This is a genomic window from Oleiphilus sp. HI0043, from assembly GCF_001634935.1.
On sequence record NZ_LWEY01001102.1, the window covers coordinates 1 to 623 of the forward strand.

The window sequence follows — 623 nt, forward strand, 5'->3', positions numbered from 1 at the left end:
CGGATGGTTCAAAGCGGCTATACAGATATTTATCGCAATTTGGGCATTTGTGGTCAACATGCTCAGTTCCATACCATTCGTGCTTACAATTCAAACATGAGTAGGTGCCTTTAGCTGTTAGCTGTTTTTTTGTGGCTGCTATCAACTCATATTCAAGATGTTGTCTGGCAGCCTTGGCATTAGGGTGATAGAGCCAGCTTTTTAGATCGTTATCTTCTTCGATCAATGCTGTTAGCAATTTTGCTATTAGGTCAGGTTCGCTTGGCAATTTAGCATACTGGAACTTTAGGAAACCAATATCTACCTCTATTACACCTGCTTTTTCGTCATCTGGTTCTGGTGGTATGGCACGACCACCGTAGTAAAAGAAAAGATAAAGCGTGTAGCCGTTAATCTCTGTTTTTATGTCGGCGTAGTTCGACTCAGTAAATCGCAGGTCTTTAAACTGGTGTGGTGAAGTGACCTTTTTAGCTTTGGAGAATTCTGCGCGCTCACCAACGTAAACCTGAACATTTAATGCTGGGGTGGAGAGTGTCGATATTGCTCCATTGGTCAGCAGTTTGGAAAGATACTGCCTGCAACAGGACTCGAACGAAAGATCGCAAATTCGCTTTGGTTGAGTT

Annotated in this window: 1 protein-coding gene; it reads right to left on the minus strand. The window is 42.9% G+C overall.

Annotated elements, in window-relative coordinates; translation table 11 throughout:
* The coding region (locus tag A3729_RS33030; protein WP_197475826.1) for a hypothetical protein at positions 1–623 on the minus strand (623 nt) is incomplete at both ends.